This window comes from Bacillus sp. GW823-FHT06B01 (assembly GCF_058952315.1).
On the sequence record NZ_JBXAHR010000005.1, the window covers coordinates 392,234 to 416,902 of the forward strand.

32 protein-coding genes and 5 pseudogenes are annotated in these 24,669 nt (G+C 31.6%); 33 read left to right on the top strand and 4 right to left on the bottom strand.

What is annotated here, in order from left to right:
* Positions 1–129: 129 nt before the first annotated feature.
* From AC1Q8N_RS23600 to AC1Q8N_RS23745, 30 genes and pseudogenes are all read left to right on the top strand, one after another.
* Positions 130–1,365 carry an IS110 family RNA-guided transposase gene (locus tag AC1Q8N_RS23600; protein ID WP_404519664.1) on the top strand — a complete coding sequence of 412 codons (1,236 nt, stop codon included), beginning with the start codon at positions 130–132 and terminating at the stop codon, positions 1,363–1,365.
* 92 nt (positions 1,366–1,457) lie between these two features.
* Entirely contained in the window at positions 1,458–1,970 is a 513-nt protein-coding gene (locus AC1Q8N_RS23605; protein WP_016118296.1) for a hypothetical protein, read from the top strand.
* Positions 1,971–1,985: 15 nt separating this feature from the next.
* Complete coding sequence (locus AC1Q8N_RS23610; RefSeq protein ID WP_000526867.1) at positions 1,986–2,495, top strand: Imm6 family immunity protein; 510 nt, start codon at positions 1,986–1,988, stop codon at positions 2,493–2,495.
* Positions 2,496–2,730: 235 nt separating this feature from the next.
* Positions 2,731–3,531 carry an HNH endonuclease gene (locus AC1Q8N_RS23615; RefSeq protein WP_141520063.1) on the top strand — a complete coding sequence of 267 codons (801 nt, stop codon included), beginning with the start codon at positions 2,731–2,733 and terminating at the stop codon, positions 3,529–3,531.
* Between the two features lie 17 nt (positions 3,532–3,548).
* Entirely contained in the window at positions 3,549–4,016 is a 468-nt protein-coding gene (locus tag AC1Q8N_RS23620; protein ID WP_098079964.1) for a DUF6985 domain-containing protein, read from the top strand.
* 244 nt (positions 4,017–4,260) lie between these two features.
* On the top strand, positions 4,261–4,473 hold the full coding sequence (locus AC1Q8N_RS23625) for a polymorphic toxin type 15 domain-containing protein (RefSeq protein WP_098079962.1): 213 nt from the start codon (positions 4,261–4,263) through the stop codon (positions 4,471–4,473).
* Positions 4,474–5,043: 570 nt separating this feature from the next.
* Entirely contained in the window at positions 5,044–6,051 is a 1,008-nt protein-coding gene (locus AC1Q8N_RS23630) for a DUF7018 domain-containing (lipo)protein (RefSeq protein WP_404519665.1), read from the top strand.
* Between the two features lie 441 nt (positions 6,052–6,492).
* Positions 6,493–7,008, top strand: coding sequence for a SecY-interacting protein Syd (locus AC1Q8N_RS23635; RefSeq protein WP_170957022.1), 516 nt, complete (start codon positions 6,493–6,495; stop codon positions 7,006–7,008).
* Between the two features lie 400 nt (positions 7,009–7,408).
* Complete coding sequence (locus AC1Q8N_RS23640) at positions 7,409–7,879, top strand: DUF6985 domain-containing protein (RefSeq protein ID WP_000700046.1); 471 nt, start codon at positions 7,409–7,411, stop codon at positions 7,877–7,879.
* Between the two features lie 226 nt (positions 7,880–8,105).
* Positions 8,106–8,561: an immunity protein YezG family protein gene (locus AC1Q8N_RS23645; protein ID WP_098069157.1), complete on the top strand. Its 456-nt coding sequence runs from the start codon at positions 8,106–8,108 to the stop codon at positions 8,559–8,561.
* 153 nt (positions 8,562–8,714) lie between these two features.
* Positions 8,715–9,129, top strand: a pseudogene (locus AC1Q8N_RS23650) (SMI1/KNR4 family protein).
* Positions 9,130–9,228: 99 nt separating this feature from the next.
* Positions 9,229–9,507 carry an immunity protein Imm33 domain-containing protein gene (locus AC1Q8N_RS23655; RefSeq protein ID WP_098069156.1) on the top strand — a complete coding sequence of 93 codons (279 nt, stop codon included), beginning with the start codon at positions 9,229–9,231 and terminating at the stop codon, positions 9,505–9,507.
* 105 nt (positions 9,508–9,612) lie between these two features.
* Positions 9,613–10,008, top strand: a complete 396-nt coding sequence (locus tag AC1Q8N_RS23660; protein ID WP_098069155.1) for an immunity 22 family protein — start codon at positions 9,613–9,615, stop codon at positions 10,006–10,008.
* 137 nt (positions 10,009–10,145) lie between these two features.
* Positions 10,146–10,562 (top strand): hypothetical protein, encoded by a 417-nt coding sequence (locus AC1Q8N_RS23665; RefSeq protein WP_098069154.1) that lies wholly within the window; start codon positions 10,146–10,148, stop codon positions 10,560–10,562.
* A 307-nt stretch (positions 10,563–10,869) separates the two neighbouring features.
* The gene (locus AC1Q8N_RS23670) at positions 10,870–11,526 is read left to right on the top strand and encodes an SMI1/KNR4 family protein (protein WP_404519667.1); all 657 of its coding nucleotides are present in this window, start codon (positions 10,870–10,872) and stop codon (positions 11,524–11,526) included.
* Positions 11,527–11,862: 336 nt separating this feature from the next.
* Complete coding sequence (locus AC1Q8N_RS23675) at positions 11,863–12,351, top strand: hypothetical protein (protein ID WP_002096458.1); 489 nt, start codon at positions 11,863–11,865, stop codon at positions 12,349–12,351.
* Positions 12,352–12,430: 79 nt separating this feature from the next.
* Positions 12,431–12,523 (top strand): annotated as a pseudogene (locus AC1Q8N_RS23680) (cytoplasmic protein); the annotation flags it as partial.
* Positions 12,524–12,636: 113 nt separating this feature from the next.
* Complete coding sequence (locus AC1Q8N_RS23685; RefSeq protein ID WP_098069151.1) at positions 12,637–13,290, top strand: SMI1/KNR4 family protein; 654 nt, start codon at positions 12,637–12,639, stop codon at positions 13,288–13,290.
* Positions 13,291–13,362: 72 nt separating this feature from the next.
* Positions 13,363–13,830 carry a DUF2004 domain-containing protein gene (locus AC1Q8N_RS23690; RefSeq protein ID WP_048566031.1) on the top strand — a complete coding sequence of 156 codons (468 nt, stop codon included), beginning with the start codon at positions 13,363–13,365 and terminating at the stop codon, positions 13,828–13,830.
* Between the two features lie 28 nt (positions 13,831–13,858).
* Entirely contained in the window at positions 13,859–14,314 is a 456-nt protein-coding gene (locus AC1Q8N_RS23695; protein ID WP_098069150.1) for an immunity protein YezG family protein, read from the top strand.
* Positions 14,315–14,370: 56 nt separating this feature from the next.
* The gene (locus AC1Q8N_RS23700; protein ID WP_098069149.1) at positions 14,371–14,895 is read left to right on the top strand and encodes a hypothetical protein; all 525 of its coding nucleotides are present in this window, start codon (positions 14,371–14,373) and stop codon (positions 14,893–14,895) included.
* Between the two features lie 87 nt (positions 14,896–14,982).
* Positions 14,983–15,450, top strand: a complete 468-nt coding sequence (locus tag AC1Q8N_RS23705; protein ID WP_098069148.1) for an Imm30 family immunity protein — start codon at positions 14,983–14,985, stop codon at positions 15,448–15,450.
* A 12-nt stretch (positions 15,451–15,462) separates the two neighbouring features.
* Positions 15,463–16,002, top strand: a complete 540-nt coding sequence (locus AC1Q8N_RS23710) for a T6SS immunity protein Tdi1 domain-containing protein (RefSeq protein ID WP_098069147.1) — start codon at positions 15,463–15,465, stop codon at positions 16,000–16,002.
* Positions 16,003–16,087: 85 nt separating this feature from the next.
* A pseudogene (locus tag AC1Q8N_RS23715) lies at positions 16,088–16,573 on the top strand (immunity protein YezG family protein).
* Positions 16,574–17,091: 518 nt separating this feature from the next.
* Positions 17,092–18,015 (top strand): annotated as a pseudogene (locus AC1Q8N_RS23720) (VaFE repeat-containing surface-anchored protein); the annotation flags it as partial.
* Between the two features lie 322 nt (positions 18,016–18,337).
* Entirely contained in the window at positions 18,338–18,772 is a 435-nt protein-coding gene (locus tag AC1Q8N_RS23725) for an SMI1/KNR4 family protein (protein ID WP_000409723.1), read from the top strand.
* 102 nt (positions 18,773–18,874) lie between these two features.
* Positions 18,875–19,345 (top strand): Imm30 family immunity protein, encoded by a 471-nt coding sequence (locus AC1Q8N_RS23730; RefSeq protein WP_046957988.1) that lies wholly within the window; start codon positions 18,875–18,877, stop codon positions 19,343–19,345.
* A 254-nt stretch (positions 19,346–19,599) separates the two neighbouring features.
* A complete protein-coding gene (locus tag AC1Q8N_RS23735) occupies positions 19,600–20,055 on the top strand; it encodes a YrhA family protein (RefSeq protein ID WP_048544690.1) in 456 nt (151 codons plus the stop codon).
* Positions 20,056–20,114: 59 nt separating this feature from the next.
* Positions 20,115–20,606, top strand: coding sequence for an ankyrin repeat domain-containing protein (locus AC1Q8N_RS23740; RefSeq protein ID WP_000444063.1), 492 nt, complete (start codon positions 20,115–20,117; stop codon positions 20,604–20,606).
* Positions 20,607–20,703: 97 nt separating this feature from the next.
* Positions 20,704–21,177: an Imm30 family immunity protein gene (locus tag AC1Q8N_RS23745; protein WP_098069143.1), complete on the top strand. Its 474-nt coding sequence runs from the start codon at positions 20,704–20,706 to the stop codon at positions 21,175–21,177.
* A gap of 184 nt (positions 21,178–21,361) precedes the next feature.
* Here the strand turns inward: AC1Q8N_RS23745 and AC1Q8N_RS23750 are convergent, their stop codons facing one another.
* Positions 21,362–21,616, bottom strand: a complete 255-nt coding sequence (locus tag AC1Q8N_RS23750) for a SunI/YnzG family protein (protein WP_000900620.1) — start codon at positions 21,614–21,616, stop codon at positions 21,362–21,364.
* A gap of 312 nt (positions 21,617–21,928) precedes the next feature.
* On the opposite strand from AC1Q8N_RS23750, the gene AC1Q8N_RS23755 reads away from it, so the two are divergent.
* Both AC1Q8N_RS23755 and AC1Q8N_RS23760 read left to right on the top strand, forming a co-directional pair.
* On the top strand, positions 21,929–22,261 hold the full coding sequence (locus AC1Q8N_RS23755) for a DUF3895 domain-containing protein (RefSeq protein ID WP_098079956.1): 333 nt from the start codon (positions 21,929–21,931) through the stop codon (positions 22,259–22,261).
* 96 nt (positions 22,262–22,357) lie between these two features.
* Positions 22,358–22,714 carry an Imm3 family immunity protein gene (locus AC1Q8N_RS23760; protein WP_098079954.1) on the top strand — a complete coding sequence of 119 codons (357 nt, stop codon included), beginning with the start codon at positions 22,358–22,360 and terminating at the stop codon, positions 22,712–22,714.
* A 252-nt stretch (positions 22,715–22,966) separates the two neighbouring features.
* Here AC1Q8N_RS23760 and AC1Q8N_RS23765 read toward each other — a convergent pair whose 3' ends face one another.
* The 3 genes from AC1Q8N_RS23765 to AC1Q8N_RS23775 all read right to left on the bottom strand — a co-directional run bounded on the left by AC1Q8N_RS23765 (position 22,967) and on the right by AC1Q8N_RS23775 (position 24,264).
* Positions 22,967–23,350, bottom strand: a complete 384-nt coding sequence (locus AC1Q8N_RS23765) for a DUF1433 domain-containing protein (RefSeq protein ID WP_000758183.1) — start codon at positions 23,348–23,350, stop codon at positions 22,967–22,969.
* Positions 23,351–23,432: 82 nt separating this feature from the next.
* Entirely contained in the window at positions 23,433–23,804 is a 372-nt protein-coding gene (locus AC1Q8N_RS23770) for a DUF1433 domain-containing protein (RefSeq protein ID WP_048544696.1), read from the bottom strand.
* Positions 23,805–23,880: 76 nt separating this feature from the next.
* Positions 23,881–24,264 (bottom strand): DUF1433 domain-containing protein, encoded by a 384-nt coding sequence (locus AC1Q8N_RS23775; protein WP_046957991.1) that lies wholly within the window; start codon positions 24,262–24,264, stop codon positions 23,881–23,883.
* Between the two features lie 58 nt (positions 24,265–24,322).
* Here AC1Q8N_RS23775 and AC1Q8N_RS23780 point away from each other — a divergent pair.
* A pseudogene (locus AC1Q8N_RS23780) lies at positions 24,323–24,669 on the top strand (cytoplasmic protein); the annotation flags it as partial.

Consider the following 24,669-nt stretch of genomic DNA (forward strand, 5'->3'; position numbering starts at 1 on the left):
ACTATAAGTACTTATGAAATTATGAAAATGGATAGGCTTGCGTACCTATGCGCATCGGAAGATGAACGCTCGAACTAAGGTTGCCGACATTTTTATATATGACTAAATCATTGAATAGAGGGATGAGTTATGCATAATAGACAGAACTATTTGTATGTAGGAGTAGATTTACATAAGGAGCATCATACGGCTGTTATTATTAATTGTTGGCAAGAGAAACTAGGAGAAATACAATTTGAGAATAAACCATCTGCATTTTCGAAGTTCTTATTAGAAGTAGAGACATATGTGTGTGATGGGATAACTGTTGTATTTGGTTTAGAAGATGTTGGTGGTTACGGAAGAGCGTTAGCGAAATATTTAGTAAATCATGAACAAGTAGTGAAAGAAGTAAATCCAGCTTTATCATTTTTAGAGCGAAAAAGCCATGTGACGACACAAAAAAGTGATAGTTGGGATGCGGAATGTGTAGCACGCATATTGGTAAACAAATTTAATCAATTGCCAGATGCAAAGCCAAACGATTTATTTTGGTCGATACAACAACTAGTATCAAGAAGGAATGCATTAGTAAAAGCACAAAGTGCGTTAAAGAATCAACTACATATTCAATTAAATCATCATTATCCAAGCTATAAAAAGTTTTTCTCAGAGTTAGATGGGAAAACAGCATTAGCGTTTTGGCAGCAATATCCGTCATCCTCTTGTTTAGAGGGGACGAATATAAAGCAATTAACAGCTTTTTTATTAGATGTTAGCAACAATACATGTTCAGTAAAGAAAGCAAGCGACATATTAAAACTTGTAAAAGAAGATAGACAAACAATGAAAGAGTATCAGGAAACGCGAGATTTTTTAGTAAGAAGTATTGTAAGGGACATTGAGTTTAAAAAGAAGGAAATGAAATACATCGAAAGAGAATTAAAACAGCTAGTAAAACTACTAGATTATCAATTAGAGACGATGCCGGGAATAGAACTTGTGACGGCATCAGCATTAATTGCAGAAATTGGGGATGTAAGACGATTTCCAAATGCCAATAAATTAGCACGATTTGCGGGGATTGCGCCGGTTTACTTTGGTTCTGGCGGAAAAGGTAAGACACATAAAAGCAAACAAGGAAACAGGGCGTTACACGCTTTATTTTATAATTTAGCTGTACAGCAAGTGCAAGTAGCGAAAAGAAGTAAGATGCCACGAAATCCAGTGTTTCATGCGTACTATCAGAAGAAACTAAAAGAAGGAAAAACAAAGGGACAAGCATTGGTATGTATTATGAGAAGGCTTGTAAACATTGTTTATGGCATGATGAAATATAAAACAGCTTATGAATTGCCGGTAGTGGAAGAAAAAGAAGAAGTTTAATAAGGTTTACGTGGTTTGTTTTTTTATTGTGAGGGTTTAAGATTACAACATAGGGTACGGGTAATAGTAAAATCCAATTAGGTAAAGAAGATTTGGATGCTTTACGGAAAAAGTGGAATGTTCCAGAGACTAATACAATAGCAGTTGGTAAAACAGATGTAAAAGGCCTTAGGGATTTGGCTTTTGAAGGAGGGTCTCCAGAAGTTAGAAAAGAAGCTGGACTGCCTTCATTGGATACAATCTTACCAAATAGGGAGATTAGGGCTCCATATGACCATTTAAAAAATCCTAAGTTAGCACAGTTTACAAGACATGCTGAAGAAGGAGTTTTAAATGAGTTTGATTATGCTATAAAAAAAGCAGGAATCGAACCAACGGAAGTAACGGGTACACTTAGAATTCATCAATCTAACCCAAGAGGTGTATGTAATAAGTGTAGCAAAGGATTACTGAAACCACATCCTATTGAAAAGAGTGGTATATTTTATCAAGCTAGCAAAAAATATCCTAACTTAACAATAGAAGTAACATCGGAGATTGATGGCAGTGTTAAAACTAATGGATTGTTATCTTTTGTTTTAAAAGATGGAAAGATCATTGAATAATTTAAGGAGGAAATCATGGGTAATATATTAATCGAGAATTTACAAAAAGAAGTTAAAGTAGGCTTTGTTTTAGCAGTTGCTGAAAGAGTATTTTCTATAATCAGCAAGGATGATGAAAGATATCCGGATGGAAGGGAAGCCTTGGACAAATGTTGGTTATGGATTGAATCTCATGCTGTTACTGGGGATGAATTATATGAGCTTATTGATAACGCAGACTTTACAGGAATTTCAGAATTTGCAGAGGAAGAAGAAGATTTGAATATTGCTAGGATCTGGTCACTATTAGTTGATGCTGTCGCTTATACTTCTTGGGAAGCCTATAAAAATGAAAAAGTAAAATATTTACCACAGTCATTAGAAAGTATTACTACCGATAGTATTACAATTTTCTTAAATAGTGCAGTGGAAACCAGCTTTATTACTGTAGAGGAAATCAAAGAAATGGAAACAGTTATTAATAATTACTCGAGTACAAATACTGAAATTCCAACAAAAAGAGAAGATTTTATAAATATATTTTAAGTAAGTAATAAATTTGGGGATTTTTTATAATATTTAGCTCTTGGTTTGTTTATAAAGAATAATTAAGCTAGTTTGCATATATTAGACATATAGAGCATTGCTATTTGTAATAAATTGATATAGGTTTCTTAATATTTTTTTGTTAAACTGCACTTAAAGTTTAAAAAAACACTTGATTGTGAAGTGAACCCAAAAAGTTAGACAAATATTATAAGCATCTAGTGAGGAATGAATCTTGTATTGTGTAGGATTCATTCCTTTTAATTTTGTCTTAGCAAGTGTCAAGGTTCCTGTTTACAGAACAAATGATAACGGAACTCTCGAACGTGTTGGAACTAACGTAGAAGGCTGGGTACATGGGCACTGCATTGATAGTAATCAGAAGATACAAGATGAGATTGATAGTGTTAGAGCTTCGCTTGCGGAGATACGGGGAAGTGGTGGTACTAAGGGTACGGGTAATAGAGAGGCTGAAGTTCCACCAGCCTTCAAGCAAGAGGAATTTGCCAGTACATATGAATCAAGATTCAAGCAAACACCCGCAGAAACGAATTCAAATGTCGTTTTTGAAGGGGTTAGAGGTGAGTCTTTATGTACCCTAAAACCACCACCAGATCCTACGTTACAGAAAATCTTAAATGAAGCTGGTATTAATGGAATTGAGTATAAAAATGGAGTTCCTGATTTTTCACCAGTAGCAAAAGCGCAATTTGAAATTGAATACATGTTAGGCGGGACCGGCAAGCACGGAACAAAAGCTAGAACTATTAATTTTAAACAAGCAGATCAAAAGTTGGCTGAACAGCTTAACAATTCACCAGAGTTGGCAAGCAAATTTGGAATGACTCCTGGGAAAATTAAAGCGGGAGACATTGCAGATTATCGAGAAGAATACAAGTTAACGTGGCACGAATTAAATGATGTGAAGACTATCCAACTTGTACCATCAGAAATAAATGGCAAATTTGGACATCTTGGCGGCGTAGGAGAGATAAATGCAGGAGCGTTTAAGTCAGGGGAATTTGCCAATAAATAGAAAGGGGAAAATTTAAAATGAAAATAAATGATGAAGTTTTTGGTGAGCTTGAATATGATTATGTCTGGAGTAGAGATACTACCATTGAGTTTTGCGGCAAAGAAGCCGATATTGCTTTGATGATAGATGGTGAAGAAGATGGTGAATTTAGTGAAAAACAGTATGCTTCGTATAATTCTTTAATACAAAATTGGGGGCATCTTCAACAAAGTATTTTGCAACCAATTTTAGATTATTACAAGCAAAAACGACATGAGCTTGGGTATGATGTTTCATATAATGAAAATTATCCTTTAATTGAAACGATTGATCAGCTTCTTGAAAGGATCAGGCTAGTGGAGATTTATGTCCCATCTGCTAGACGCTTTGAAGGCAGATATATTGGACTAACATTTGACTGTACATGGGACATGGAAAATGGGGTAGGTATTCGTCTAATAAATGAAGAAGTAGCTAGGGTAGGATACCAAGATGTTGCAATTTAAGCATTACTATTTGTTATAAATACACATAACAGAGTATGAAAAATTAGTTCGTTTTGGAAGTTAATGAAAAAACAGTAGAGATAGGTACTAGAAATCTCTGCTGTTTTTTTATGCAAATGGAAGAATTAATATTGAAGGTTATTCCTATCGTACATACCATTGAGGTCTTTTCCTATTTGTAAATCCATCTGATAAGGGTACGTGTGAAGTAAAGGACCTACATAACGTTCCGCGAATTGATGAAATGGAAGTAAACTGTAATTATAAAACTAAATTAGATTCAGAAGAATTTGCAAGACAGTTAAAGGATCAAGAAAAAGGTATGAATGCATTAAATGTATATGAGTACCAGCAAAATCGGAAGCGATTTATTGATGAAGGTAGAGCAATAGGAGGAAATGTAGCACAACAAGCAGCAGGAGAAAGAGTATTAAGAGATAAATTGAATAAGGATTAACACTTAAAGAAGTGAATGAATGAAAACTCAAGCGGTCTTATATAATCCAGGTCAAGTCGCTGGGGAGATTTAGTATTTATGTTCTCAATGGAGGATTGAATAAATGTTCTAGATGAACAAATTTGAAAAATATCTTCGAGTGTGAATGAAGAGCAATTGAAGGAATTTGAAATGATATCGGAGGTTTCTAAATTTGGAAGATAAAATATTAAATGAAGAATACGTTATGAATAATGGCGAGAAGTTTGGAGAGGATTTATCCTTTTTATGTTTGTTATTTGATGAGAACGCACAATATTTGGAAGTCTAAGTCCAAGCCCATCGACTTAAGATTTTTATAACAACCCATTCTAAAAATCACATATATTTTTGTTTCGGGATGAATAAGGATAAATTTGGAATAAAGGTATACAAAGGGGGATTCTCTACAACCGTAATACATGTTATCATATTATTAAAATCCCTAAAATTTCCTTTAAGAGCAAAAATGAGCTTATATTTGTTTATTTATTTTATGTTACAGTTCCATATGGTAGTCAATTAAAAAACTTTTAAATAGGAGTATACATAATGAAAGCAAAGAAACTCGTAATGTTAGCAATTCCAGTTATGTTATTAGTAGGTTGTGGGACAGATAAAGTAGACTCAAAAGCGAAGGATAAAGTAGAGTCTAAAGCAGAAACAAAAGAGAAGTTATCGAAAGACATTTATCCAGTACGTATGACTAGCTTATCATCTGAGTTAATGGGAAAAATCACGAATATAGTAGAAGTAGCAATGAATAAAGAAAAGGATGAGAAAACTTTAAAGAAAGAAGTCCTAAAACAAGAATCTGAGTTACAAACAATCATTGCTAAATTTGATAAGATTGAACCACCAAAAGAGTATGCAAAATCACATAAAGATTTACTAAAAGCAGTTGATTGTTATAGTAAAGCTTACTCAAAACAAGCTAAGTATTTTAAAGCAAATGAGAAGGATATAGACCCTGATAAGAAACAGGAAATCACAGAGTTAATCGAACGAGGTAATAAGTATTGGATATCAGGATTCCAACCTGTCCAAGACGAAACATCTAGAGTAGGCGCTGTGAATGCAAATAAAGCTGTAAAGGATAAGCAGAGTGCATTGGGGGATACAGACTCTGACACGATAAAAAGAACAGATGATGCCCCTAAGTCAAACGATGTATCTAATTTAGAAGAAGTTACGAAGTATAAGCAAGACATTATAGACAGTTCGAATGCAATTGCAGATACAATGCACTTAATTGAAGGAATAGCAGGTTCAGACATCAAGGCTTATGTACAGAAGAAAAGTGAAATCCAACTAAGTGTAGGTGGAGCAAAAGCAAATGCTAAGAAACTAAAGGAATTAAAAGCACCTTCAGGATTTGAGGGAGAACAAAACGAGATAAAACAATCCATGCAATATTATGAAGATGCTTTCCAACTTCTATTTGATGCAATAGAGCAAGAAGACCAAGCTAAACTTCATGAGTCAATGGGTAAGACGCATATAGGTGCAAAGATATTTGATGAAGCAACAAAGGGTATTGCAGATAAATCAAAACAATAAAGGGAATATGTAAATAAAACGTAAATTGTTATCTTTAGTTGTTCCAATCATGTCATTGTCAGGAGTAGCTTGTTCTAGCAAAGACATTGCAGAAGAAAAGAAGACTGATAGTTTGCAAGTAGCTGTAGATTATCAACTACCCCCACTGAGATGAAACATTTCAGTGGGGGCTTGAGTTAGGACGCTAGGTCTTTTCGTCTATCGCTAGGAAGTTTGACGCTCTAGCATTCATGCCACCTTATGGTAACGCCCCAAGTATGTTTTTGGTTGGTACTAGAAACGAACAATCGTTTCGAAAAACGGCAGTCCTGTTGTGATAATATCAAGTGATAAACCCGATTTAAATGGGATTCCTCCTCAACCAAGACTTTGGGGAAATGACCAAAAATATGCTGAACTATTAGAAAAGTAAGGGTGATTATTTTGGTAATGAAGGATGCTATGAGCAAATATTTTAATTTAAGAAAAGAATATTTTGATAAAGGGTTAGATTTTTTATTTAAAACGCCATATAACGAAGAAGTGGATTCATTTATATATATAGGTGAAATGGATGATGAAGAAGAAATTTCATGGAAACCTATTGAAAAAAATAATAAGAATGATTTAACGACGATTGAGGAAAAATTTGAAATTAAATTGCACACTTCAATTGATGATTATTTTAATTCTTATTGGTTTGCTGATTTAGATGGATTTATTGATAATCATTATATTAGGTTAGAACCTGTATTACCAAATATCGAATTGGATTCCTTCGAAAGTAATTTAGAAGGGTATAAAAACAATCATAATAAGGTTGATAAGACTCCAATAGGTGTAGAAGGGAACGGTTTAATAGTTGTATTAGATAATGTAAGTGGTAAGGTTGAATTGGAGGGGTTTGAACGAGGTTCGTTTGAAGCGCTTTCGGATAGTCTAGATGAGTTAATTTCTAATTTAAAGTTACAAAAATAATATACTAAGAACATTTATATGAAAAAATGTCTGATATGAAGTGTAGACCGAGTGTTAGATACAATTGGACTGCAGTATTTTATAGAAAGATATGATTAAGATCAAGCTAAGACCTACAAAATTTATGCTATTTAAAAAACATATGAAATTAATGCACTTGATTGTCTACTTAAGGCAACAAGTGCTTTTTTTATTAGTGCATGCAATGCTATAAAATTATTTTATATGAATTCAAGTTAACAAAATTTGCTAATATTATATAATTAAAAATATATTAGCAAAAGACATGGAAAATACCCCATTCTTCATAAAAGATCAAGAAACATTACTTAATGGAAGTACACGTAAATAGGGTGGAACGAACTTCGGGAGAAAGAGTAAACAATAAAGGAGATATGTAATGAAAATAAATGATGCCGATTTTGGCGAACTTGAGTTTAATAATTATGATTGGATTGGATATAAAAACATTGATTTTTTTGGGAACGAAGTTAAGGTGACGTTAATAGTTAGGGGAGAAGATGATGGTCATTTTGAGAAAGAACAATATACGGCATATAACTTTTTAATAGAAAGATGGCTACAATTACAACAAAGTATTTTAGAGTCTATATTAGATTATTATAAACAAAAAAGAGATGAACTTGGTTACGATGTTGAGCCTAACGAAAGTTATCCTTTAATAGAAACAGCTACTCAAGTTCTTGAAAAAATAACCTTAGTTGGAATTTTTATTCCGGATAATGATCTTATCGATTTTCTTGATATTGGACTTACATTTGACTGTACGTGGGATATGGAAAATGGATTAGGTCTTTGTCTTATGAAAGGTGAAGTAACAGAGGTAGGTTATCAGGATGTTGTACTTTAAATTTTGAAGCCTATTTTTATAGAGACAATAATATTGTTTAATTATTCATTCGTAATATATGAGCTGCAGCTTTAAAAGTAAAATCACCAAAAGAAGTAACAGTTAAGGTTGATGTAATATACTTTGGGAATGATATGAGTCTATACAAATTTATAGTTACTTACAATATAGATGGTAAGCCAGGTAATGCAAAATTAAAAATTTTATAAAAGGAGGGAAATGTAGTATGAAAGAGTTTGAAGATAGATTTAGTGAATTGCAAGCTGATATGGTATCCATATGCATGGAATATGTTAAAGATAGAGCGGATAAAGTATATGTGTACGCTTCATGTGAAGAAGATATGATTTCTAGTAGTTTCTTTTATTTCATTAACAATAAGTATGTAGAGTGTCACAAGGTTAATGATGCATTGGAAAATGGAGAAAAAAGATATGATGTATCTCCAGAACAAATGTTTCAGGTTCTACAAATTATAAGTGAAGATATCGAAGGAATTGAAATGTTATGCAAAGAATACGAAAAAGATATGCCAACTGAGATGAAATTAATATACGATGCTAAGAGTGGTAAGTTTAAAGCTGAATATGAGTATGATTTAATCCATACAAGTGATGATATAAAAACGGCGGATGATTTTGCTGATGAGTGGTTTGAGGAAGTGAAAAATAATAACCTTTAAAAAATCAAAATTAATAGATATATTTAAATTGAATTAATAACTCATGAAAGTTTGAGCATTCATTTGTAGAATAGCGATAATACCAAATTCCAGATAAAGTGCAATTGGTATCAACCACTTAGATGAAAATAAATTATGGGGAGATGGTATTAGATGAGTCATATAGAATGGGATAACCCAGATAAACTTGTTAGTCGGCATTATGTGCTAGAGGTAGCCCGAAGCTTTTGATGTAAACGAAGTAGAGCGGGTATTTGGCTCGTTACTTTCTTATGATGAAAAACGCATAGAGAATATATTAAAGATTTATGAAAATTATAAAGGAACAATTCCTAATCAGGTTATTCCTTTTGCAATTGATCCTTCAGGAAATTTGATCTGTTTTGATTATAAAAATCATGAAGAAAATCCAATTGTCATCTATTGGGAGCATGAAAGCGCATGGGAGAAAAAAGTGTTAATAAAAAGTGAAGGGATTACAACAGAAGAAGCAGAGAAAGTTGCAAGGGAAAATGTATTTTTTGTTGCTAATACGTTCACAGAGTTCTTAAGTAAATTACATGATTAATAGAAAGTTAAAATGAAAGGGTTATATCATAATTAATTAGAGGAATGGGGAAAAATGAATCAAAAAAAACTATTAAATTATTAAAAAACTGGTGCCTGTATTGTTTCAAAAAATATAATTAATAAAACAGGAAAATTGAAACGGATATTGAGAGAGAATTTAATAGAAGCAGCAGATGATAGTTGGAAATTCGTTTCGGAATTTGATGATGATAATTCCATTGATGATTCTGAAAATTTAGCGTTGTGTGATTTTAATGCCGTAGCAAATATTGAACTGGCCATTCTGGGAATATACGAGCTACCAATAGGTAGTGATTTACAATTAGTTTCTGAAAATGGAAAAATAAGATTTATTAATAATTTAACTGGTGAATAATTGAAACATTAAAAAAGAATTTAAGAAGCTGATTACATTATATCTGTAACAGTGTGCCTAATTTATTACTATTAGAACATAGAAAAATTGGAAAGGAGGATTAATATGGAAAGTCCAGGAGTTGTTTCTCTTTGGTCTGGAAATTGTACTAGCAAAATGGTGTTAAGAAAGTATGTAGAAATAAAATATGATAATGAGGGGAACAGGATTCCTTCGCGTTTTATGACTGATTTTCAAATAGATTTCATTGAGTATAACCAAGACTTATTAGAATGTACATATAATGAACATGTTACATCGTCTTTGTCTGAATTACTACAGAATGCTTCGTATTCTGAATTAATTATAAGTGAACTTATAGATTTTTATGGTGAAAATTTAGAAGAACAATACAATACTGTCATTAGGTTATATGATTTTGAGTATGAAGAACTTGTTGAAGAAGCAAAACTGGATAGTAGGAACTTTAAGTATATAGGATCGGTAATTTATGAAGATTAGAAATTTAATGTAATGACCACGTATATATATTACACCGGATTAAATGTATTAAAGTATTTTTTGAAGTAAAGAAAAGCCTTTCTTTTCAAAAGACAAAAGGTGCTTTTTTACATAGGTAATTTTGGAGGTAGATAGGAATGGCTTATGTAACAGGTGAAAAAGGTATCTTTATACAAAAATTAATGGATAAGAGTAATGAAGAGTTTGATAAAGGGAATTTAGAAGAGTCTGTTTTTTTATTGGAGCAAGCATGGGGAGAGCTTCCAAATGATAAAATAACTTATGATGAAAGTTTTTTAATAATATGGGGTATTTTAGATATCTCGATTTTATTAAGTGATGTTGAACGGATGAAAAAATGGGTTGATAAAATATTTGTCGCAGATCCTGAAAGAGGAGATACAGGCGAACGAGAATTTTGGGCTGGCAAGGTGGCTTATGAAGTAGGAGATTTCTCTAAAGCTAGAGGGTATTTAGAGATAGCTAATAAGAAATCTAGAGGTAGATGTTTTAGTACAGAGGATGGAGAGTATTTGATTTTTTTAAAGAGTTAATGAAATAATCTCCAATCGACTAAATTGAAGGATTTTAAAATGATATCGGGAGTTTCTAAGTTAGGAAGATGAAATATTAAAGGAGGTTTCACAGATCTTATAAACAATTTATTTATACCCTCGGCATAGTAGTCCTGCAAATACATATTCGGATATAAATTACTTTATTTTGACTGTATATACAGAATCTTCATATGAGGTAAAGAAAAAATAACAATATCTATTATTAATATTCTTGGCTTAGTTTGTTAGTAAACAACCAGATACAAAAGAATACATATAAAGTATGAATAGGGATGTAGTAAAAATGACAATGATACAATTTAATTCTTATCATCAAAAAGTAGAGATAAAGAGAAATTTAGAACTTATTAACTTAGAACATAAAAAAATTAGAGAGTATGTAAATTTTGATGTATGTTCTTTTGAGCAATTAGATGAATTTCAAGTAGGATACAGTATTGACACCGATGGAAACTCCCTTGTAACCGATGAGGAAGATACTTGGGACGCAAATTGGATTGTTATTGCATATGAAACTATGTGTGGAGATCCAATTATTATTGATTTAAGTGAGGAAGGATACCCTATATCTTCACTCATGCACGGAATGGACAGTTGGAGTGGTGGCGATTTTCTTGCAGATTCCATGGACTCATTTATTAATTTTATGAAAGATATAGGCGATTTTCTTACTGAGAAACAAGTGTTAGAAGGTAAAAGAATGATACAAACTAAAGAATTGGAAATATTGCTAAATGAGTTTTTGGAAAGAAATAAATTTACTGATTTTGAAATATGGCACTCTTTATTAAATCCATTATTTGATATTGCAGAAGAATATGAGCAAACAATGGAGATAAAAGTAAAAAAGATGAAGGAAGAAGGAAAGAAAATAACGGAGATTGCTCACATGCTTAATATAAAACCTAAAGAAGTGTATGAGTATATTAAAAAAGTTTAATAGAAACTCTTCACTTTTAAGAGAATAATCAAGCACGGTGAATGGAGCAATACAGGCAGAAAATGCTCGAATTTTTATAAAGCCGAAACAAAAAATCTGCTGAAGAAGAATCCATTTTGATCAATCTTTTTTTCAAAATGGATTCTTTTTATTTATTGTAAAACCTAGGATTAAGAGTTGTTTTCGATTAGACTTTAGGGTATTGGGGTTTCGAGGCAGCTCTGCATGAGCAAAGATACTTACAAAAAATCAATGAAATTCAAATGAATATCCATAAGTGAATACAGTATGGAGAATGGGACTGAAGGACGAAGGACGCGAAAGGTGGCTACTGGGATGAAGTATGGTGAAAATACTAAGTTAGTTGAGGAAGTTATCGAGTATATACAAAAAAGAAGCTTATTTGATAGGAATGATATAAAGTTACATGAATTATTACATGACATTGAAATGATTCATGATTTTGATAAAGCACAGGAATTGGCTTGGTCTCAAGATTTGGATGTTACCCAAATCGTTTGGGATGATATGAAATCGGATGAAAGTGCAAAATTATTAGAAGGAACTTATAACCCTAATATGGAATCAAAAAAAGAGATGTTATATGAAGTTTTTTCTGATAACTATAATTATTATCAGGCGTTTATTTCTATTGATCATATAAATATTCTTGAAGAAGTAGAAAGAGACCTTGAGATGTGTGCACTAAATCGTTTAGTAAATGGAAAAGTGGATAATTTTTATCCCGCATTAACGGGCAGTAAGACCGCCACCTCAAAATTCAGCGAGAGCAAAGAAGTTAGGTGGGGGATCAACTGCCCGTAAAAGCCCGATTGGTTCAACTAATAATCAGTGGGGATGAACAAAACCCCCACTGATTAAAGTTTCACTTTATGAAAAGGTATTTAAGGTGTATAAAATGGGAGGATGGCCTTGTGGATGGAAAGGTGAGTACATGAAAGGGAAAATGATTGTCTACTTACCAAATGAAAAATGAAGGCTTACATACCGACATACTTTATGAATTTCATGAAATCTATTGCGAAACGATTATAGAGAGATGACAGGCGATACGTTTAAATATCTTGATAGTTTAGGAGGAATTATTAAATGATTAATCTATTTAATATTCCAGATTTGATAGAAAAGTCAGCAGCGAGTGATATTGAAATTCAAGCAGTAGAAAATCGTATGAATGTTACATTACCTAATGTATATAAGGAATTATTGAGATGTACAAATAGCTTTTCAATCGGTAGTGGGTTACTTATTTATGGTACGGAGCATATTGCAGAAAGGAACGAGGTTTTGGAAGTAGATGAGTATGCGAGGGGGTATGTCTCAATTGGTGATGACGGTGGGGGTAATGTATTTTTAATGGCTCAACATGCAGAGGAAAAAGAGGTGGTAGTAATTGATTCTGGGGACATGAATCCAAGCCATGCTACTGTAATTACCACTGATTTTAAAAAATGGGTAAATAGTGGTTGTGTAAGTGAAATAGAACAGAAAACGATACATAAGTCGTCTGATATTTGTAATATAGTGTTAGTGAAAACTCCTAGTGAAGGTTTGAAAGATGTAATAAGAATAAAGAACGTATTAGGGCTTGAGATTTCCGCAATTGATTTGCTAAAGGGTTCAAAAAATCTGCCTTATATATTAGTAGAGAGATTTCCATACGGGAAGGCGAAAAAACTCATTGAAAAATTAGCAATTGATAGTACTATACTGAGTATAGAAACTACTGGAAAAAACAGTTAATATCAGAGGGTAACTTTCATACGAATAGAGAAATCGATATGGATCCAAGGGAGTAAATAGGGAGAGTTAAAAATGATTATAAATGATGCAGTTTTTGGTGAGATTGAGTATACATATGGATGGGTTAAGGACATTAACGTTGAATTTTGTGGAAAAGAAGTTGAAATAGCATTGATAGTAAAAGGTGAAGAAGACGGTAAGTTTGATGAAGGACAATATACTGCTTATAATTCATTATTGCAAAATTGGGAACAATTGCAGCAAGTTTTTTTACAAGCAATTTTAGACTATTACAAGCAAGAGCGTCAACAATTAGGGTATGATATTGGATTTAATGAAAATTATCCGTATATCGAAACTATTGACCAATTACTTAGGAGAATCACTTTAGTTGGAATTGTAGTCCCATATGGAGATATTCATGAAGAGCGAGATATTGGGATAACTTTCGATTGTACGTGGGATACAGAGAATGGACTAGGAATACGTCTACTAAATGAAAAAGTAGCTGAAGTGGGGTATCAAGACGTTGCCATATGAATTTTAATCTAAGGAGTGAAAAAGTAGTATGAAAGAATTTGAGGAAAAGTTTAGTGAATTGCAAGCTGATATGATATCTATATGTATGGAATATGTTGAAGATAGAGCGGATAAAGTGTACGTTTATGCTTCGCGTGAGGAAGGAATTATTTCGGGAAGTTTCTTTTATTGCATTAACAATAAGTATGTAGAATGTCATAAAGTAAATGATGCATTGGAAGATGAAGGGGGAAGATATGATGTGTCTACCAAAAGACAGTCTATGGCATTGCGCATTATATGTGAAGATATTGAGAAAATTGAAGAATTATGCAAAGGGTATGAGCGTGACATGCCAACTGAGATGAAATTGATATATGATGTTCAAAGTGGCAAGTTTAAAGCTCAATATAAGTATGATTTAGTATATACGAATGATGAAGTTAAAACAGCTAGCCATATTGCTGATGAGTGGTTTGAGGAAGTGAAAAATAATAACCTTTAAAAGGGGTACAGTAATAGTTATATTTTAGTTAAATAGATAATGAGTGGGAGGAGAAAATGGAGAAGTCAGTATTAGAAAAAATAGAATTAGTTAAGGGTATTTTAGGTAATGATCCATTTTGTTTGCTTATTGGTGAAATTGTAGAGGTAGAAAAAAAGATTGATGAAAAATTAGAAGAAGGCTCTTTGAAAGATTATAATTTTATTATAAAAAAATATGAAATGTTGAACGGTGGAGTAATTACTATATATGGTCATCTAAAACGCGAAAGTATTCAATTTTATACGGAGGACATGCCTGGCGGTGCTGATAATTGGATTTGTATAGGGAAAATTGAAAGATATCCATTGTTTATTAATAAGATGAATGGAGAAGTTTCTTGTTTGTATGGAGAATTAAGTAATCAAAATTTTATTATTGAGTCATATGGTGATTTTAATAATTTCTTACAACATTTTTATGTAGGAAAAAGATATTGTGAATTAGGTAATAAGTTTGTTCAATTTGGAGGAATTAGTGAAACCGTAGGAAGCAAAGAGGATGATTGGTATCAGTTATTAGAAAGTAATGGTTTATTATGATAGATTAATTGAACGTATTATGAACATAATGATGTGAAAATATGTGGAAAATTATAATAATGATGTTATAAAAAGGTGGAGAAGTCAATGGATTTTAATGAGCGAATATCAACTTTATATAAAATGCGTTTTCTAGAGAATGAAGGGGATGATATTGAAGTTTTTGAGGGTATTCTCAATGAATTAGCGAATGAAGGGACAAATGATATAATTCCTGATCTATGTATAATTTTTGAGGATGATATGGCTGTGCCATCAGCGGGTGACTACCTTATTGAAACGATTTTTTATATTGCTGAACATTCCGGGGTAGAGGAAGGGCTATACAAATTAGCTATTAGTATTCCTAAAATGTTACCTCATGCAGAATTCTGGGCGGAAAGAATTCATCGGACACTTTTACATTCAAAAGGTTTAGTCGTATCGTATATGAATGTTTTAGAAAATATAAATAGTTCAACAAAGCAAATAATTAAAGGAATTCTTCTTGAGATAAGAGAGGACGACCCAGATTTATATTTAGAACAAGTAAATTCAATCTTAGGGAAATTGTGATAAGGAGATACTATGGAAAAGATAAGTGATTTTATATGTTTCGAAAAGTCGTCACAAGAGATTGTTGAAAAGTATACAGGTAAAGTTCCTGAACAAATAATAGCTTTATGGAAACAATTTGGATTTGGAAGTATGTTAAACGGATATTTAAGGTTGATAAATCCAGAAGAATACTTAGATATATTAAAGGAAAGTTATATCCGTTATGAAGAGGCTATCCCGGTTTTTACAACAGGTATGGGAGATATTCTTGTGTGGGAAAATAACTATTTATTATTACTTAAGTATCGAAAAGGTACGGTAGATGTAGCAGGTGGAAAATTTAAGTTTTTCTTTAAAAATACGAAAGATGACTATTTTTTAGAGAAAGTATTGGATTGGATGCCTTACAAACAGGCAATACACAGGTACGGAAGCCTTGAAATTGATGAATGTTTTGGTTACACACCGTTACTTCCATTAGGTGGATCAGAAAAAGTAGAAAACTTACAAAAGGTTAAACTTATCGAGCATGTTTATTTCATTACTCAATTTATAGGTCCAATAGAATAATGAACGAAGAAACTGGAGGCAAGATAAAGAGGCTTTCAGATTTATTATTTTGACAAAAGGATATTACTGTAAGGGAGTAAAGTAAATGAATGTAGAGAACGTGGAAAGTATTTATCAAAAAGTAGTTATGCAGTTAAACAGTATTATTCCAGAACCGTGGGAAAAAGTAATGGTATATTCAGAAGTTGATGAATATAGTGATTCGACGGTATTTTTCTACTATCCAAAAAATAAGTAGGAACCGATATACAGTTTAGATATTGAAGATATGGAAGGGATTGATGAAGATGAGACTGATCACCAATTAAATCTTCTTGACAGTATCTTTAGAGAGTTATGGGAAGAATTTAAAAGAAATAAGAAGGAACCATGGACTAATGTAACATTTGAGTTATACTCTACTGGTAAGTTTGATGTTGAATTTGATTATACTTTATTAGAGGAAGAAAATAATTATAATCATTATGAGAGATTACTTATATGGAAGTATAAAAAGTTAGGAGTTTCTCCTGATGAAAAGAGAGAAAGTGATGTGAAACTAATTAGAGAATATATTCATACACAAAAATGATCTTTACTAGGGTTATAGATATAAGGTGTTTGAAAATAGATATCCTATGATAGCTGTCCTATCATAGGGTAGGTGTCTCATTTTTTACTGTATCGAATATCTCATCTCATACGTTTTTATACTTATTATCTATGGTTACACACACCTCATCGTTTACTCTTGCCAACAACCTATTTTCCTCAATGATTCTCACCGAATCATCTTTCATGTATAAATTAAATCGAGCACGTAATTCCTAGTTTGTTTCAGGAAATACGCTTCATTTCATAACAAGTCATTGGCAAATCCCAATAATCAAAATTTGGAAAATTAAAATAAAATGTTAAAGTATGTAATTATTTGTTTTATAATGGAATTGTGTTTTGGTAAGAATATTTTAAATGTTTGTAATCTAAATCAAACAGGAGGTTGTAAATATGGGGAGGAAATATGTAATTAGGATTCTAGCTTTACTCTCTGTCATATCTCTTTTCTTTAACTTAATGTTACCAAAGGCTAGCGCAGAAATTGAAAAGATTCCATCATTGAAAACAACAGCAACAAACAAAGCTGATGGCGGAAAAGAGATGCATGCAAAGGAGTCTATCACGATCCAAGACAAAGTAGAGTACACTAACTTAGTTGTTGGTAAAGAGTACACTGTAAAAGGTAAACTAATGAATAAAGTTATAAATAAGCCATTATTAATTGAAGGAAAAGAAGTAACAGCTGAGACTAAGTTTACAGCAAAAGAAACGAATGGTTTTGTAACATTAGACTTTCCTTTCGTTGGTGCAGAACAACAAGGAAGAGAAGTGGTAGTGTTTGAAGAACTATATGAAAATGGTGTTTTAGTGGCAACTCATGCTGACATTAATGATGTAGGGCAAACGGTTCGATTCGTAGAACCAACAATAAAGACAACAGCAACAAACAAAGCGGATGGTGGAAAAGAGATGCATGCAAAAGATTCCATCACAATTCAAGATAAAGTAGAATACAAAGATTTGATCGTAGGAAAAGAATATGTTGTAAAAGGTAAACTAATGGATAAAGCAACTAAGAAACCTTTACTAGTAAATGGTAAAGAAGTAGCAGTAGAATCTAAGTTTACGGCAAAAGAGAAGAATGGTTCTATCACACTTGATTTCACATTTAATGCTTCTAAACTACAAGGTAAAGAAGTAGTAGTATTTGAAAAACTATATCAAGATGATATTTTAGTAGCAATCAACGTTGATATTGAAGATGCGGGCCATACAGTGAAGTTCAAAGCGGAAAATTTAGGAAAACCGCAGCAGGAAAAGCCGCACTTAGAACAACCTAAAACAGGAAAAACGTCAAAAGCTGGAACATTACCAGCTACAGGTGGAAATACGTCCTTTATGTGGTTCTCAGTCGGAGCCGGTCTTTTGGTATTAACTCTTGGAGCAATATTATTTATGAAACGTAGAAATGCATAATAATTAACTAGTCTTTTAGACAGAAGATATGGATAGGAAATATAGTCATAAAGAAGGGCTCTCTTTTGATTCGTTTTTTCAAAAGAGGGTCTTTTCTTAGTAACATGCTGGTTGGTAAACGAAATGTTACTAAGGAATATATGTATAGAACTAGATACAAGTAATAGTTGAGAAAAAAACATTGTTATTTTACTAATGGGCTTGATGTATGATTACAAAAATTAATGAAAAATGGCGTTGAAGCAGCATTTGACTTTAATCGAGAGAATACTTGTAAATAAAATAGAATTCAGCCGTTTTTCTAGTATAGGGGGGATAGTTTGTGGAAAAAGATGAAATTGCAAACTTATTAGACAGTATGTTAGATAAAGAATTAGAGGATTTAGATTCCCCTTCAGATAATGATTGGAGGGAACTGGAGAAAAAATTTGGATGTCAATTTCCTAAAGAATTTAAATGTTTTATTGAACTAATGTCTGAATATGTATTTCCAGGGGATATTTTAAATGTTTCTAGTGGTAAGACGAACGGAAATGATACTATTGAATTTATTTATGATTATGAAATGAAAGAAGGTTTTTGGAAAAACGAATTAATCCCTTTTTATAGTATAGGTAATGGAGATTACTTTTGTCTTCATTCAAAAGAGGGCCAGCAAACGGGAGTTTATTTTTATTTTCATGAAGAGAATTGTGTAACTAAGGAAGCGGATAATTTTGAAGAATGGTTAAATCAATTACCAATTTATTTGAATTAATAACTAAAGATAGATTTGTATTCTAGAAGTTAATTCTTTTATTAAACTATAAATTTTTTGAAACTCATCAATAAACTCTACTCAAAGTATGGAGGGAAATAAATGTCATTAGAAAAAAAGATATTTATTTTAAAAAGAATACGTTTTCTGGATCATGAAGATGATAGTATTGAGCTATTTGAGGAAATCTTAAATGAAATATTGCAAATGGCAGATAATAAAGTAATTATTGATTTGTGCAGTGTATTTCATGATGAAATAGATGAACCTTCGATTGTTGGTGATTTAATTGAATCGATTTTTTATATAATCGAAAAAAATGGAGTTGAAGATGGTTTAAGTAAACTGATTGAAGGGATAAGCATTGTTTTGTCACAAGCTAAATATTGTGCTAAAAGATTCTATAGAAGTCTTCTAGCTTCAGATGATTTTATTATTCCATTTATTAATGTATTGAAGAAGGCTAAAACTACAAATAAAGAAGACGTTATTAAAATTTTGAAAGAAATAAGTGAGAAACAACCACAACAATATTTTGAAAAAGTTGATTTGATTTGTAAAGAGGTTATTTAATACTTTAATTATAAAATAACTCTAAAGTTTGCGTGTAGGATCATGAAAATAGCTTTAATATGTTTCATTAAAATATCAATCTAGATAAATCATATGGTTAATACTAGCTAGAGTGGCTTCGAAAAATATTTGAATAGCACGCCAAAAGCAATGGGCAATTTGAAACCAATCCTTGTAATGGGGCGTACTATTGAGGATTACTTTGTGTAATTCTAGCCTAGAAAAGGATTGAATATTTATTAGAAGGTGAAGTTATGTGGAGAGAGAAGATTAGTCATATATCCAAAATAAGAGAGAAACGAAATCGAAAACTCAATTTACCTATCAACGAAAAGGAGTTATCAAAATTTCGTAAATCTGTAGTAGAAAAATTTGGTGAAGATGTCCTGCCACAGCAGTACTATGAATTTTTACAAACAGTTAATGGAATTGAATTTAATGGATTAATAATATATGGGATTGATCAAAGTTTTTTAGATTTTAAGCCAATAAATCAGGTAGATAGTTTTTTTGATGCTAATGAAATATGGGAATCAATTAAAGACGAAGAGGAACTGATTTTTTTCGGAGATTCAGATATAGCTTGGTATTGTTATAATGTTTCCAAAAAGAAATTTGTTGAACTAGACAAGCCTTCAGGCGAGCATATGGAAACTTTTTGCGATTTTGATACTATGCTTAAATCTGCTCTCTCAGCAGCACTTAGCTAAATGTATAGTAGTCAATGTCTAACTGTTTAATCTAGATGAAAATAGTGCAGGGGGATTCTATGGAAAGTAAGGGAAAAGCGATAAAAATCTATGATTTCATTAAAAAAGGGGATATAGAACAAGCGAAAGAGATCATTATTACTGATAAAAGTTTGCTTGATTTTGTAACGCCTTATGGAACGTGGCTACATGCTGCAGCTAGAGCTGGTGAACTGGATATGATAAAATTTCTTGTTGAATCTGGTATGGATATTAACCTTAATGAAGGTGTACCAAAGTCAGCGCCTATTGCACATGCAGCTAGTGAAGGTGAAATTGGTATTGTAGAGTACTTATTTGATAATGGTGCAATATTAGATGTTAGTGACCCAAATAGAAATCCTCTATTCTCAGCGATTTATGGTGGGCATCTTAATATTGTAAAGTATCTTGTTCAGAATGGTATTGATAGTACTGTAAAGTATACAGGGGATACTATGAAAGAGATGGGAGCTTACGAATTTGCTATTGAAAGAGGAGAAGTGGAAATTGCTGAATATTTAAAAATGTAAACTTGAGATGGAAGGCATATATTGATGTAATAGAAAAGTTGAAAACTAATGATCATATTAATTTAATTATCCAATTCATTTAAAAGGAGAAATTTATATGGACTATCAATCTGAGGTTAAGAGATTATATAGTTGTAGATTTTTAAAAAATCAATCGGAATGTGAAGAGTTTGACAGTGTATTAGAAAACTTAGCAGATTGTGATGATGAGAAGCTTATTAAAGAGTTGTGTATAGTATTTGAGGATGAAACACAAGAGGAAGAAGTTATGTTTGGTCTAGTTCATTTTATTGAAGATTTTGAAATGGGAAAATATCTAACAGAGATGCCTAGAGCTTTACCAAAAATGGTTGAGAGTGCAAAAGAGTGGGCAATGCTACTAAACATAAGAATTTTAAATAATGATTTATATAGAAGTGAGTATGCTAAAGTACTTGTAGGAATGAATCATGATATACAACTAACGATAATTAATTTACTTAATGAAATTATTGCTGATAACCCTAAAAGATTTGAGAGGACTGCCAATGAGGTTCTTAGTCAATTACAAGGAGTTCATAAAAATAAATAAGAATTGTAGAACTACTGTATTATAGATAAAACTAAGAACACCCTAGCGAAGAGCTAGGGTGTTTGTGTTATATAGTTTCACCATATGCTTCCGAATTAGGAGCAGGAGTAATCAACGAACCTTTTGTAGCGTTTCCTATAATAGAATGAAAGTGTTTAACGTTTAAATATAGGAAGAAAAACAATTAAGCTTTTATTTTATTTAAAATGGTTACTCTATTAGTAGTGAATAATAAATAATTTTGTTTTACTGTCTTAATTAAAATACGATCAGTTGTACCATATGCTGTTCCAATTCGAATTGCGCTTTTTTCTTCAACACCAGCATATGTATTATCTTCCGTTACCTCAGTGATTTCACATAATGGAATATGAATTTTAGAGAATTGCCATGAAATAATTAGTTCATCTTTTGTTTTTTCAACATGAATACCTAACATATTACCAGAACCTTTCTATAATAAAATTTTACTCGTACTATTTTATTATACAAATTTATAAATTTTATTTCTATTTTTTTACAGAGAGTATACAATTAACAACGAGAAAATGTTCATTATTACTTTCATTCCTATTATAACGAATTCTACAATAGAAAACAGAACGTATATTTGGTATAATCGAAATATACTATATGAAACGATGTACATGAGTTTGAGATTTATGAAAAAAGGTAAGTAATACATAATAATACATACGCTATAGGATTCAGTTCATGTTATACAAATCAATCGTTAGAAAGGAAAAGAAGTATGAATCAAATTTCATTCGAAGATTTATTTGAAGAAGAAAACAAACCAGAAAAGGTGGAGGTAGCTGAGATTTCCGTACTTTTATCGCCCTTACAAAAGGATATTTTAGAATTAATTAATTGTGAAGAAATAAGTGCACTTGAGTTATGCGAACAATTAATACGAGCTGGTAAAATATCAGATGAAAGATTCACAACGAATAAGCCTAAAGCATACGGGCAAGTATGCTTACTATTAGAAGGGTTTGTTAAAGAAGAAAAGCTTATTTTTGTCAAAAGTGATGAGAAAAGAGATAGAGTATATAAATTGAAAGACGAAGATTCTAACGAATAAAATGTATAAAGTATAGTAATGAAATATGGAAGTCCTCATATTTGTGTTGAAAGATTATTTTCACATAAGCGTGGGGATTTTTTTGAGGGAGGATGTATGAAAGATTGGGAGTATAATGAATTATTTCATGCAATTCGGGAGGCGTATGAAGAGTTATTAGATGAAGAGAGAGGGGATCGATATGCTATAGCAAAGCTAGCGGATGAATTTGATAATTTAGGAAAGATTGAAGATGTTATCGTTGATACTGCCATAGGAGAAATAGCAGTCAATCATCATATGGTTTTTGTTGGGCGTGTTAAAGGTATAACAAAGAGGCTAAGTATGTTTAATCTTCAAGAGGCAGAAGGTGAATTGACAGTAGAGGAAATAAAAGATTTATCGATAAAAATAAATAATGTAATAGAAGAATTAAAAAATATAAAGAGTGATTATAAATTTTTGGTTGAATAATTCATGTTTCTGCAAATGTAAGAGACATAGCTAAACAAGAGAATAGAAATCGCTGCATACATAAAACGTAAGATGGATGAGAGATAATAAAGGTTGGAAAAAGAATAAGACTAAAATAAAGAAATTAATAGTCATATGGTTATCAAAAATAAAAAAATTTATCTTATAGATAGTAAAATGGTTATTACTATATTACAAATAACCAACTTTTGGTTTATTTTTTATAGGAAAACAAAAGAGTAATCGTAAAGACTACTCTTTGATTTTTTTCTTTTCTTCCTTTTCAATTTCGGATACGGATTTTTCAGGGTCTTTTATAAGGTTTCCTAATTCCCCGGAACAGTCAAATTTATCTTCGAAATTTTCAGTAGTACTAATACGAGCTACAAAATCTAATTGTTGGTCATTATTTATATACCCTTTTAGTCTAGGTATGCCCATAGGACTAGTTTCGTGTTCTGTAAATGTAATAGATTTAACATCTTTAACATTATAATGAATATATTTTGCTACTCTTGTTTCTTGTACTTTCCAAAACTTTTCCTCTTCTTCTTTATGTTTTAAGTATTCCAAAGTAAAAAATCCTCCTGCCATGAGTAACAAAGCAGATACGCCCAAAATAACTACTTTCTTCATTGGAAATCTCCTTATGAAAAACTTACGATTGCATTCTTCTTAAAATGGGGTAGGGAAGACAAGAGTAGTGCAGAGACTATTCTTATTTCTTTTCTTTCTCTTCCTTTTCAATTTCGGATACGGATTTTTCAGGATCTTTTATAAGTTTTCCTAATTCTCCAGAACGTCCAAAATGATCTTCAAAATTCTCTGTGGTACTAATACTTGCTACAAACCATAATTCTTGATCACCATTTATATATCCTTTTATAGTAGGGATTCCCATCGGGTTCACCTCATGTTTTGTAAACGTAGTAGATTTCACATCTTTAATATTATAATGAATATATTTTTCTACCCTTGTTTCTTGTGTTTTCCAAAACTTTTCTTCTTTTTCTTTATGTTTTAAGTATTCCATTGTAAAAAAAACTCCTGCTATAATACAAATAATGGATAAAATCATTACTTTCTTCATAAAAAATCCCCTTATAAAAAACTTACCATTGCACTCTTCTTAAAATAGGATACAGAAAATAAGAGTAGTGCAAAGACTACTCTTGATGTTTTTCTTTCTCCTCCTTTTCAATTTCGGATACCGATTTTTCAGGGTCTTTTATCAGTTTTCCTAATTTCCCAGAACGCGTAAATTGGCCTTCAAAGTTTTCAGTTGTACTTATACGAGCTATGAAATCTAATTCTTTATTATTATTTATATAGCCTTTTAATCTAGGGACTCCCATAGGACTTACACTCTTTTCTGTAAACGTAATCGATTTTACATCCTGAATATTATAACGAATATACTTTTCTACCCTTGCTTCTTGTACTTTCCAAAACTTTGCCTCTTCTTCTTTTTGTTTTAAGTATTCCATTGTAAAATACCCTCCTGCTATAATACAAATAATGGATAAAATAATTACCGTTTTTTTCTTCATAGAAAATCCCCTTGTATTTAAATATAGTTAAAATATACCATGAAACGAGTTGAAACATATGGGTGAATTTAAAAAGAATCCAATTGCGACAGATGAAAATTATTTCGAACTAGCAGATCAAGTTTATGATGACCAAGTTTTAGAAAAAGGTAAAGAAATAAAAATGGCAGATGGTAAAAAGTGGGTAGTTATAGAATCAATTGATGCAGATTGTCAAAAAGTAAAAAATGGATTAGAAGCTATCGCAGTAGTACCAGCAGACAAATATGATGAAAATGCAACACATTATGATGATATAATCCTAGCATTTCGTGGAACAGAGCCTACGCAATTAGCAGATTTCGAAACAGATATCGATCAGATTACGTTTGGAATTAAAACACATTCTAAAGTAATTACTCCAAG

Coding starts and splice junctions, on each gene's coding strand:
- AC1Q8N_RS23600 (WP_404519664.1), top strand. CDS start 130: ATGCATAATAGACAGAACTATTTGTATGTAGGAGTAGATTTACATAAG.
- AC1Q8N_RS23610 (WP_000526867.1), top strand. CDS start 1,986: ATGGGTAATATATTAATCGAGAATTTACAAAAAGAAGTTAAAGTAGGC.
- AC1Q8N_RS23620 (WP_098079964.1), top strand. CDS start 3,549: ATGAAAATAAATGATGAAGTTTTTGGTGAGCTTGAATATGATTATGTC.
- AC1Q8N_RS23625 (WP_098079962.1), top strand. CDS start 4,261: ATGGAAGTAAACTGTAATTATAAAACTAAATTAGATTCAGAAGAATTT.
- AC1Q8N_RS23630 (WP_404519665.1), top strand. CDS start 5,044: ATGAAAGCAAAGAAACTCGTAATGTTAGCAATTCCAGTTATGTTATTA.
- AC1Q8N_RS23635 (WP_170957022.1), top strand. CDS start 6,493: ATGAGCAAATATTTTAATTTAAGAAAAGAATATTTTGATAAAGGGTTA.
- AC1Q8N_RS23640 (WP_000700046.1), top strand. CDS start 7,409: ATGAAAATAAATGATGCCGATTTTGGCGAACTTGAGTTTAATAATTAT.
- AC1Q8N_RS23645 (WP_098069157.1), top strand. CDS start 8,106: ATGAAAGAGTTTGAAGATAGATTTAGTGAATTGCAAGCTGATATGGTA.
- AC1Q8N_RS23660 (WP_098069155.1), top strand. CDS start 9,613: ATGGAAAGTCCAGGAGTTGTTTCTCTTTGGTCTGGAAATTGTACTAGC.
- AC1Q8N_RS23665 (WP_098069154.1), top strand. CDS start 10,146: ATGGCTTATGTAACAGGTGAAAAAGGTATCTTTATACAAAAATTAATG.
- AC1Q8N_RS23670 (WP_404519667.1), top strand. CDS start 10,870: ATGACAATGATACAATTTAATTCTTATCATCAAAAAGTAGAGATAAAG.
- AC1Q8N_RS23675 (WP_002096458.1), top strand. CDS start 11,863: ATGAAGTATGGTGAAAATACTAAGTTAGTTGAGGAAGTTATCGAGTAT.
- AC1Q8N_RS23685 (WP_098069151.1), top strand. CDS start 12,637: ATGATTAATCTATTTAATATTCCAGATTTGATAGAAAAGTCAGCAGCG.
- AC1Q8N_RS23690 (WP_048566031.1), top strand. CDS start 13,363: ATGATTATAAATGATGCAGTTTTTGGTGAGATTGAGTATACATATGGA.
- AC1Q8N_RS23695 (WP_098069150.1), top strand. CDS start 13,859: ATGAAAGAATTTGAGGAAAAGTTTAGTGAATTGCAAGCTGATATGATA.
- AC1Q8N_RS23700 (WP_098069149.1), top strand. CDS start 14,371: ATGGAGAAGTCAGTATTAGAAAAAATAGAATTAGTTAAGGGTATTTTA.
- AC1Q8N_RS23705 (WP_098069148.1), top strand. CDS start 14,983: ATGGATTTTAATGAGCGAATATCAACTTTATATAAAATGCGTTTTCTA.
- AC1Q8N_RS23710 (WP_098069147.1), top strand. CDS start 15,463: ATGGAAAAGATAAGTGATTTTATATGTTTCGAAAAGTCGTCACAAGAG.
- AC1Q8N_RS23730 (WP_046957988.1), top strand. CDS start 18,875: ATGTCATTAGAAAAAAAGATATTTATTTTAAAAAGAATACGTTTTCTG.
- AC1Q8N_RS23735 (WP_048544690.1), top strand. CDS start 19,600: ATGTGGAGAGAGAAGATTAGTCATATATCCAAAATAAGAGAGAAACGA.
- AC1Q8N_RS23740 (WP_000444063.1), top strand. CDS start 20,115: ATGGAAAGTAAGGGAAAAGCGATAAAAATCTATGATTTCATTAAAAAA.
- AC1Q8N_RS23745 (WP_098069143.1), top strand. CDS start 20,704: ATGGACTATCAATCTGAGGTTAAGAGATTATATAGTTGTAGATTTTTA.
- AC1Q8N_RS23750 (WP_000900620.1), bottom strand. CDS start 21,616: ATGTTAGGTATTCATGTTGAAAAAACAAAAGATGAACTAATTATTTCA.
- AC1Q8N_RS23755 (WP_098079956.1), top strand. CDS start 21,929: ATGAATCAAATTTCATTCGAAGATTTATTTGAAGAAGAAAACAAACCA.
- AC1Q8N_RS23760 (WP_098079954.1), top strand. CDS start 22,358: ATGAAAGATTGGGAGTATAATGAATTATTTCATGCAATTCGGGAGGCG.
- AC1Q8N_RS23765 (WP_000758183.1), bottom strand. CDS start 23,350: ATGAAGAAAGTAGTTATTTTGGGCGTATCTGCTTTGTTACTCATGGCA.
- AC1Q8N_RS23770 (WP_048544696.1), bottom strand. CDS start 23,804: ATGAAGAAAGTAATGATTTTATCCATTATTTGTATTATAGCAGGAGTT.
- AC1Q8N_RS23775 (WP_046957991.1), bottom strand. CDS start 24,264: ATGAAGAAAAAAACGGTAATTATTTTATCCATTATTTGTATTATAGCA.